The following is a 9,221-nucleotide window of genomic DNA, read 5'->3' as shown; positions in this document are numbered from 1 at the left end:
TATGAACCCCCTTCACCGGCCTGCCCCCACCCACTCGGCTCTGCCCGGACGGAGGTTGTCGGGATGGCGCCAACCATCCCAGAGCGCCCGAGCGCCCCGCCGGAGGCACTGCTTGTGTCTCGACCCGAAGAAGCCCCGGAACTGCCATCGACTATGGCGGCCCGGGGCTTCCTCGTATGTTCGCGCCGCCGGCGGGGCTGGAACCGCCGGGGTGCCGCCGGCGCTTGCGCCTGGGCGGCGGGGTCCCCGAGCGGCGACCCTCCGGGTCGGCCCCTGGTCGGCGGCGCGAGCGGCCTGCGAAGCGGGCCGCCTTGATCTCGTACAGAAACTTCTCACACGGTGACTCCGGCTAGGGCCGCCCGGCCAGGTGCCATGCCGCAACGACACAAGGGGCAGACCGGATCGCGTCGCTGGCGTCCACGCAATTGCTGCACGTCAACATCCTCCGAACGCATCACTTGGAGGCCACTTCGGCCGCCGTACCACACCTAGTGGATGCGCCATACCGACTGTTGCTCTATGTTACAGAGCAATCGCCTCCTGTAGTCTGCACCGACAGGATCTCGTATCCGTTCCACCTTGGGAGGGTGACGTGGATGGCAGGCACAGTCGCCTATCAGATCGACGGATGCGTTGTACCTGCCACGGGATTCGAGCTAACCGCCACTGATGTCGAAGAAATCGCGCCGGCGATACGGGCGATTTTGCGAGACGACTCTGGCCTGAGTGAGGCCTTCGAGGCTCTACAGGATCTACCCCGAACAGAATTCGCTGTCACGACGCTACAACGCGTACTAGAGCCACCTAGCGAGTTCGCGGAGTGGCGTGTCGGCGAAGCCCTCGCAGAACATCATTTGTCGAACTCAAGGGATTGCACCTTTCCTTGGGCCGATAGTCGTTCAGCTCGCAACCCAAACAGCATCAGTGGCGGCGTCGATCTGATCGGATTTCACTCCGGCGACCGGGTGCGTTTCGTCTTTGTCGAGGTGAAGACCAGCCACCACCAGTCATGGCCTCCGTCGGTCGTTACCAGCCGAAGCGAAGGGCTCCGGGGCCAGCTATCGGGCCTCAATGACAGCGATGATCGTAGTCGTTGGGCGATCAAGTACCTCACCATGAACAGCATTAACAAGCCGTGGTTTAGCATCCACCGACAGGCAATGCAGACATATCTCGCAGACGCCAAAGACGTGATGCTCTTCGGAGTGTTGGTACACGTCACCACCGCAAACATGAAGGATCTCGAAGCGTTAACAAATCGCCTTTCAGAGTTGCCTGCCACGAAAACAGCGATAGAATTGATCGGACTGTACATTGAGGCCGATGTGTTGGCATCGCTGGTGGAAGGGTCGATCGCAGTGGAGACGGCAGCATGAGCATCTCTAGCAGAGGGCTCGAAGCGCTACAGAACCACTGGTCCGTGGCTTCGATAGGCCCTGAGCGAGTAAAAGCAGCGCACGAAGCCGCAGCTCGGCTCTATGTGCAGCATAACCTCGGCCAGCAGTTGCGACTTCCCGTCGATAACACGGCGGAAGATGGCTATGCTCTCATTCACGATGTTGCCTTCGCCTACGAGATCGCAGCCAGCGAGGGAATTGACGAACTGACCAAAGCGACGCCCTCTCGATCAACCGAGTCAGCCGAGATAGCTGAAGCTGCCGCGTACCGAGCATTCGAATTGCTAAGATCCCTTCCTCTGGAGGACTACTCACTCGAAGCTTTGGTACGGCAAGTACTACAGCTGGGTGCCCTAGCTTATTGCTCTGATCGGTGGGCGGAGTACCGCGCGTGGTTGCGGGATCGCGACGTCAAACCGGAGTTGTTCGGTACTGGGCGCACTTGGGACACAAGAGTCCTCAGCAGCCTTGGTCAGGTGTGGGTTCGTCTGTTGCGAAAAGATGGTTGGGGAGATCTAGAGGGAGTAGCCCAGATTGTCGCCCACCTTCGGAGTGACCAGCGAGAGAGCGAGGAGGTTCTTTTCGGTTCGAAGAGCCATCCGGATGAGTTAAAGGCAACGGGCTGGCGACTAGTAGCCTTATATCACTGGGCGAAGCTTTCGGAACTCGTTGCCACATACCTCATGCAAGGAACTCCCGCCGACATCGTCACCCACCTTGAATTTCATTTCGATCGCGCCATCTCGGCGGCTCAGCAGTCTGGCGATCCGGCCTTTGTCGTAGTACTGCGTTGGCAGAGGGCAATGGTCCATCGAATGGTTTCCGGGTCCCTTTGGGCAGTCACCAGAATTGGCCCAGAGATCCGAAGTGTCGTTCGGACTGCTACCCGCGAACGATCGATGTTTGAGATGCTCCCGCCGCAGCGAGTCGCGATTCAAGAGCAAGGATTGCTGGATCCCGCAAGCGCAGCCGTTGTAGTCGACCTTCCGACGAGTTCCGGCAAAACCATCCTTGCTGAATTTAAGATCGTTCAAGCAATCAGCCAGTTCAAGCAGGATCGAGGCTGGGTTGCTTACATCGCACCGACTAGAGCGCTAGTCTCCCAGATCACCCGGAGGCTGCGAAGGGACTTAAGTCCTAGCGGAGTCCGCGTAGAGGAATTGACTGCGGCGGTCGAGGTGGATGAGATCGAAGCATCCATGCTGGCCGAGGCGGAGGGAACCTTTGATGTCCTGGTGGCCACACCGGAGAAGCTCGCGTTAATCATCAGAACGCGCGCTATAGCCCGGCCCCTCGCGTTACTCGTACTTGATGAGGCCCATAACATTGAGGACGAAGACCGCGGAATCCGTATAGAACTATTGCTTGCAACGGTAAAGCACGACTGTCCCCATGCCAACTTCCTGCTACTTATGCCGAACGTTCCCAACGGAGATGATCTCGCTCGTTGGCTTTCGCCGCAGACAGGAAAGAGCATCAGTCTCTCGACTACCCCTTGGCAGCCGAACGATCGTCTGATCGGCCTCGTATCCGTGACCGCTCCTCCAAGTGGTCGCGGGAGGCAATGGGGGCTGGAGTTTGAACCTCTAGTCACCATGGCTCCGTCGCTTCGCATCGATGACACTTACCAGCTTGGCGATGGACCACAGCTCGATTCGACGTACTCAGCTATCAGGACCAACCTAGGGAAGATCGCTGGCGCGGCGTCAGTAACGCTCTCTAATCGCGGGACAGCGATTGTGATCTGCTTTACCATCCCGAGCGTATGGGCGGTTGCTGGTGCCTTGGCTGACGAGTTGCCGGAATCCACGGATCCGGAGATTGAACTCGTGCAGCGCTACCTAGCAACGGAAGTCAGCGAAGACTTCACACTAATAAAATTGCTGTCACATCGAATCGGCGTGCATCATGCCGGGCTTTCCGACGAGACTCGATCTCTGATGGAGTGGCTCGCGGAACAGGGAAAGCTGCGTATCCTTGTCGCCACGACCGGCCTCTCACAAGGTTTGAATTTCCCGGTCTCGTCGATCCTGCTCGCGAGTAGGCACCTGCCGGCTCGGAGGTCTAGCCGACCCATGAGTAGCCGCGAGTTTTGGAACCTTGCTGGACGGGCTGGACGGGTGGACCAGGACAGCATCGGAGTCGTAGGGATTTCGTGCAAATCCGATGATCGCGAGACCCTCAAGAGTTTCGTCTCAGAGAAGACGGGCCGTCTGGTCTCGCGCCTCGTAACGCTTCTTCAGGAATTGGAGGACGCGGGTCAGCTTCTTCAACTTGAGCGTTCGATTTACGGTGACCAGTGGGCGGATTTCCGAACCTACGTCGCACATCTATTCGCGCAAAAGAAGAATCTAGACGCCGTTCTCGCGGAGACGGAGCTGCTGCTTAGAAATACGTTCGGCTACTCTTCGCTGGCCGAATCCACTCCCAAGAAACGCGATCAGGGCTTAAAGTTACTAGAAGCGACGAGAGCGTATGCAGCGGATCTCGCAGAACGGGTGGAAACAACCACCCTCGCGGACAGCACGGGATTCACCCCGGAGGGGATCAGGGCGGCTATGCACAGCATGCGTGATATGCCGCACGCGCTAGACGCCGGCGACTGGCAACCATCAAGCCTTTTCGGGGACGTCTCTTCTAGCTCTCTGCCAGAACTAATGCGGGTAATGCTTCAGCTCCCTCAGATTAGCGCCAGCATCGAGGAGTTAAATGGCGGCATGGGGACCGGCCTCGGCGATCGAGCTGCCCGAATCGCAGTGGACTGGGTCGAAGGCGTTTCTATCGAAGATATTGCAGTTCGATATTTCTCGGGCTCGAATACAAGCACGACAGCGGCTATCACGGAGGCGACGCGCGCGATCTACCGACACCTCGCCGTTGCGGGTGCCTGGGGGCTTTCCGCGTTGTCTAAGTTGCCGACCAGCGGAATCGATTTCAGCGCACTCCCCGAAGACCAGTTGCGCAGAATTAATCTTCTCGGCGCCATGATTTATCACGGTGTCAATACTGAAGCTGGTGTTGTTATGCGGATGAGTTCCGTGCCGCGTAGCGTAGCCAATTCCTTAGGCGTGGAGTTCGCAAGGACGCAGCCACCGGAAGGGATCCGCCCTGCCCGGGCTCGTGAATTTCTGAAGGCTTTGAGTCCCGGTGAGTGGCAACGGCACGTACCTGAGGGCGCCCAGGTGAGCGGTGCCGACCTGCGCGAGCTCTGGCAGGTGCTGTCCGGGGAAGCCCCCAGGGCTTCGTCCGAAGAGACGCAGTCCGCTAGGTGACATCCGCGAGGGGGTAGTCGGCCTCGTCAGGTGCCGTCCGCTGCCGTCCGCTGCCGTGGACACCCTGCTAGGAGGCTGAGACCGCCGGCGCTTCACCTTCGTCCGCTCAGGGCCATCGTCACAGGGGAAGGTGGGGAACTAGTCTCGGCTCATGAGGGAAGGGGTCGAACTGGCAGCAGCGGTGGCCCGTCGTCATCTAGCAGATGAGCTCCCCCGCCGCTGGGACCATGTTCAAGCCGTGGCCACGAAGGCAGCTCGACTCGGGGATGTGCTGGCACTCCCGGAATCCAGCCTGCTGGTCTCTGCGGCGTGGCTACACGACATCGGGTATGCGGCGGCCATCCGGGACACAGGCTTCCACTCCCTAGACGGGGCAAGGTGGCTCTTGCGGGAAGGGTTCAGCTACCGCCTGGCAAGCCTAGTTGCCCACCACTCTTGTGCAGCCTACGAAGCTGAGGTTCGCGGCCTGGGTATCGAATTGGCCGACGAGTTCGAGCGAGAGGAGTCCCCCGTCTCTGACGCCTTGTGGTTCGCCGACATGACCACTGGGCCTGACGGGCAGGACTTCACGGCGGAAGAACGACTTGCCGAGATTCGCGAACGGTACGGGCCTGATCATCTGGTGACGCGGTTCTGGGACGACGCAGAGCAACCGCTGCTTGAGGCAGTGAAGAGAACTGAGGCGAGGATGCCTGGCTATCCGATGTAGGGCTCGCGCCGTCGCTCGAAGCCGTGGTCAATGCGAAGGCGCATAGAGGGGTGGATAGTGAGTTCATTCAGCTCCTCTTGACCGATCCACCTGACCGCTGATGACTCGTCGCTAGTCCTCGGCTGCCCACGGAGGTATCGGCTTCGGAAGCATATGGAGAACTGCTGACGAACTTCACCGTCGCTGTACTCCACGACGTGGCTCGGGTTGGTGTATATCCCGATCACACCGGTTACCTCGACTTCGACTCCGGTCTCCTCGCGCGTCTCTCGTACCGCCGTCTCGGCGATGTACTCGCCGAAGTCCTGGGCACCGCCGGGCAACGCCCAGAGGCCGTTGTCGGTGCGCTGGATGAGCAGCACGCGTCCCTGCTCGTCCTGGACGAAGACGGTCACGGCTACGACGATGCTGTTTGGCTTCGGGGCGTTCGGGTTGTTGAAGTGCTCGATCCGGGCCATGGCCCTAGCCTCTCACCGCCGGTGGCTCAATGTTCAGGCCAGACGGCCCGCTTCTTCCCGAGGACTCGGTTGAAGCTTGCGACGTAGCTGTCGAACAGGTCGCCACCTCCGAGGCGCCGCAGGTGCAGCACCGGCGCGTACGCGGCCGGCGTGCCGTAAAGGTGGGTGTTGACCAGCATCTCGTCGTCGAAGCGGTAGATGGAGTTGTAGAGGATCGTGTCGTGGTAGTAGATCCCGACGTTGTCCAGGTCTCGCAGGTCCTTGTAGAAGGCCAACGCGTTCAGGATCTTGTTGGACATGGCCGGGCCGATGCCCTCGTCGTCCCCGCGCTCGGCGATGTGCTCGCCCTCCGGGTCGCCGAATAGCAACTCCACCTGGACCCCGGCCAACGCCTTCTCGCGGAGCGTCGGAACCCAGCGGTGGTTGAATTCAGGCAGGAACAAACCCCCGTAGACCAGGACGCCGACCTGTCGGGTGGCCTGCTCCAGGAGCCGCTGCCAGAGGTCGGTGGGGACGGCTCCGCGGCGCGGGTAAATGTGGACTACCTCTGACTGGCTGACCTGCACGGCTCGCTGCGTCGGCAGGGCGTCCGGCCAGAGGTACGACTCGCTCTCGTCCAGCAGCTCGGCGATGGTGTGGCGATAGCGCGGGTACGGGTTGCGAGTCTGCGTGACCCACCGCTCAACGGTTTTCGGATCAACACCCAGCCTGTCGGCGAGCATCGCCGATGTCAGGCCCTTCTTGAGCAACCCGTTGCGAAGGCGATCGTTCGGCATCGCATCTCCTGCTCATCGGCCGTCGAGGGACAACTCGTGGGACGACTTAGCCTAACAAGGACGTCCCTACTCGTCCATGCCTGGTGGTGAACTCGTCACTACCAATCGACGGAACCTGATTCCACAAGAGCTGCCGTCCAGAAAGGACGCGATTGGCCCGCCGAAGGGGCTCAGCTCACGAGATGAAGGAGTCAGCCATGGGACGTCTGCTGCTGGACACCTCGCGGGTGTCGTACGAGGTCGCGGTGAACCCGGTTCCGAAGCTGGACCAGACGGGTCAGCAGAAGTTCGACCGGGAGACGAAGCAGCCGATGTGGGCGGTGCAGCTCTACGCCCTGTCGGAGGGAAGCGCCGAGGTCATCAACGTGACGGTGGTCAGCCCGGTGATGCCGGCGGTGGCCGTTCGTCAGCCGGTCGTGCCGATGGACCTGGAGGCGCTGCCCTGGGTCAACGACCGGGACGGCAAGGTCCGCTCCGGTGTCGCGTTCCGGGCTTCGGCGCTGACCGCGATGGACACCGCCGCCGTCTAGCGGCCGGGGTTCCTGTTCGGCTCCACAGAAGCGAAGAGGTGGACACGGGGTCGCCGCTGATTGGCGTCGTCTGCGACCCCGCGTCCTGTCCAACAAGGTCCCTACTGAGGGAGGACTTGTCGTGTCCAAGTCTAGCCAGAGGTCCCCGTTCGGCTGGTCGAACCGTGGGGGCAACAACGTCACTGTCATCGAAGCGCCGGTTGCCCGCTCGTACCGTCGTCGGGCCACCATCGCGTTTTGGGTCACCCTCGGCGTGGTCGGCCTCCTGGCCGCCACGGTGGCCTCGCACTACTGGCACCCGATCGTGGGTGCGCTGCTCGGCGTCGTCCTCGGTGCTCTGCTGGGCGCGGTGGTGTTCGCGCTGATCGTGGCGTGGCCTGTGCTGCGCGTCTTCTGGCACTGGCTGCCGGAAATCGTGCTCGGCCTGGTCGCCGTCTACGGCTGGAACATGGTGATGCAGTCCACCCCGCTGTGGGGCTCGCTGCTCATCGTCGCCCTGGTCGTCGGCGTTCCCGCCGCGATCGGTCCGATCCGCCGCCGGGTCATGGCCTGGATCTGGTGCCTGATCGTTCGGCATCGGCTGCGGTTGTGCTTCGCGGCGTTCATCGCCACCAACCGGCACGGTTCGCTCCCGCTGATCCTGCCCGCCAAGCCGACCCCGGCCGGTGAACGGGTCTGGGTGTGGCTGCGTCCCGGCCTGTCCCTGCGGGATCTGGAGCAGGACGGCCAGGTGCAGAAACTCGCCGTCGCGTGCTGGGCCAACGAGGTCCGCGTCATGCGCCACTCCCGCAAGTACGCGGCGCTGATCCGCATCGACATCACCCGCCGCGAGCCCTTGGCGCACAAGGTCGTGTCGCCGCTGCCGGACTACGTCCCCACGGACATCCCGGCCAACGCTCCCACCTCCCCGGGCATGCCGCCTGTCGGCCTGGACCTGCCCGACGTACCGGACGAGCCAATCACCCCCTCGACCGACACCCCCCGCCAGCGCAAGCCGCGCAACCCCACCACCCCTACCGCGAGCCCGAACGGGTTCGACCCCTCCGACTACGCCTAACCACCGGGACGGCGCGGACCAAGCACCCCTGACGGGTCAAGCGTCCGCGCCTCTCCCGTCCCCCCACCCGCATTGACACGTACGTGTCAACCGACCCCGGGAGCCCTGCCATGGACCTCACGGACACCATCGAACTGCCCACGCAGCCAGACGCGCCGCAGACGGTGCCGGTCGGCGCGGGCCTGTCCATCTTCGACCCGGTCTTCCTCGGCATCGACGAGTTCGGCCAGCCGGTCTACCTGCCGATGATCTACCGCAACATCCTCATCGGCGGTGAGCCCGGCGCGGGCAAGTCCAGCCTGTTGAACACGATCGTTGGGCACGCGGCTCTGTGCCCGGACGTGCGGCTGTGCCTACTGGATGGCAAGCAGGTCGAGCTGGGGCTGTGGGAGGACGCCTGCGACGTGTTCGTCGGCCCCGACATCGACCACGCGATCCGCACGCTGCGCCGGGTGCAGACCGTGATGGACAACCGGTACACGTTCCTCAAAGCCCGTAAGCGTCGCAAGATCGGCCCGAACGACCTGTTCGGTCAGATCCTCGTCGCCTGCGACGAGATCGCCTACTTCTCCGCCACCGCCGGAGACGAGAAGACCCAGAAGCTGTTCGCCGCACTGCTGCGCGACATCGTCGCCCGGGGCCGCGCGGTCGGCATCATCGTCGCCGCCGCGACCCAGCGCCCGTCGTCGGACATCATCCCCACCTCGCTGCGCGACATCTTCGCCTGGCGCTTCGCCGGCCGCTGCACCACCGACGTGTCCTCCGACATCGTGCTCGGGCACGGCTGGGCAGCCCGCGGCTTCTCCTCCAACACCATCGACCCCAACAACCAGGGCGCCGGACTCCTCATCGCCGAAGGCGGCATCCCCGCCCTCGTCAAGGCCGCCTACATGACCGACAACGACATCATCCGCGTCGCCGACTACGCGGCCTGGACCCGCCGCCACACCCGCCTCGCCAACAGCGAGCGGCCTGCCGCCAAGGACGCGGCATGAAAACCACGACCATTCCGACTCGCGTCC

General features: G+C 62.5%; 8 protein-coding genes. 6 read left to right on the top strand and 2 right to left on the bottom strand.

Going from position 1 to position 9,221, the window contains the following annotated elements; translation table 11 throughout:
• The first annotated feature begins 596 nt into the window (after positions 1–596).
• From KBX53_RS12500 to KBX53_RS12490, 3 genes are all read left to right on the top strand, one after another.
• Complete coding sequence (locus KBX53_RS12500) at positions 597–1,376, top strand: hypothetical protein (protein ID WP_210859278.1); 780 nt, start codon at positions 597–599, stop codon at positions 1,374–1,376.
• Between the two features lie 104 nt (positions 1,377–1,480).
• Positions 1,481–4,669: a DEAD/DEAH box helicase gene (locus KBX53_RS12495; protein WP_210859276.1), complete on the top strand. Its 3,189-nt coding sequence runs from the start codon at positions 1,481–1,483 to the stop codon at positions 4,667–4,669.
• 151 nt (positions 4,670–4,820) lie between these two features.
• Positions 4,821–5,378 (top strand): HD domain-containing protein, encoded by a 558-nt coding sequence (locus KBX53_RS12490; protein ID WP_210859271.1) that lies wholly within the window; start codon positions 4,821–4,823, stop codon positions 5,376–5,378.
• Here the strand turns inward: KBX53_RS12490 and KBX53_RS12485 are convergent.
• Both KBX53_RS12485 and KBX53_RS12480 read right to left on the bottom strand, forming a co-directional pair.
• Positions 5,366–5,836, bottom strand: a complete 471-nt coding sequence (locus KBX53_RS12485) for an NUDIX hydrolase (protein ID WP_210859270.1) — start codon at positions 5,834–5,836, stop codon at positions 5,366–5,368. The two genes, KBX53_RS12490 and KBX53_RS12485, sit on opposite strands and share 13 nt — an antisense overlap.
• Positions 5,837–5,862: 26 nt before the next feature.
• Entirely contained in the window at positions 5,863–6,612 is a 750-nt protein-coding gene (locus KBX53_RS12480) for a helix-turn-helix transcriptional regulator (RefSeq protein WP_210859269.1), read from the bottom strand.
• A 197-nt stretch (positions 6,613–6,809) separates the two neighbouring features.
• Between KBX53_RS12480 and KBX53_RS12475 the strand changes: the two genes are divergently transcribed.
• From KBX53_RS12475 to KBX53_RS12465, 3 genes are all read left to right on the top strand, one after another.
• Positions 6,810–7,142: a hypothetical protein gene (locus tag KBX53_RS12475; protein WP_210857472.1), complete on the top strand. Its 333-nt coding sequence runs from the start codon at positions 6,810–6,812 to the stop codon at positions 7,140–7,142.
• A 121-nt stretch (positions 7,143–7,263) separates the two neighbouring features.
• A complete protein-coding gene (locus tag KBX53_RS12470) occupies positions 7,264–8,199 on the top strand; it encodes a hypothetical protein (protein WP_210859267.1) in 936 nt (311 codons plus the stop codon).
• A gap of 110 nt (positions 8,200–8,309) precedes the next feature.
• Positions 8,310–9,194, top strand: a complete 885-nt coding sequence (locus KBX53_RS12465) for an FtsK/SpoIIIE domain-containing protein (protein WP_210859265.1) — start codon at positions 8,310–8,312, stop codon at positions 9,192–9,194.
• Positions 9,195–9,221 lie beyond the last annotated feature (27 nt).

It is taken from the genome of Micromonospora sp. M51, from assembly GCF_018070305.1.
Lineage (GTDB): Bacteria > Actinomycetota > Actinomycetes > Mycobacteriales > Micromonosporaceae > Micromonospora > Micromonospora parva.
This window is presented reverse-complemented; position numbering and strand designations above follow the sequence as displayed.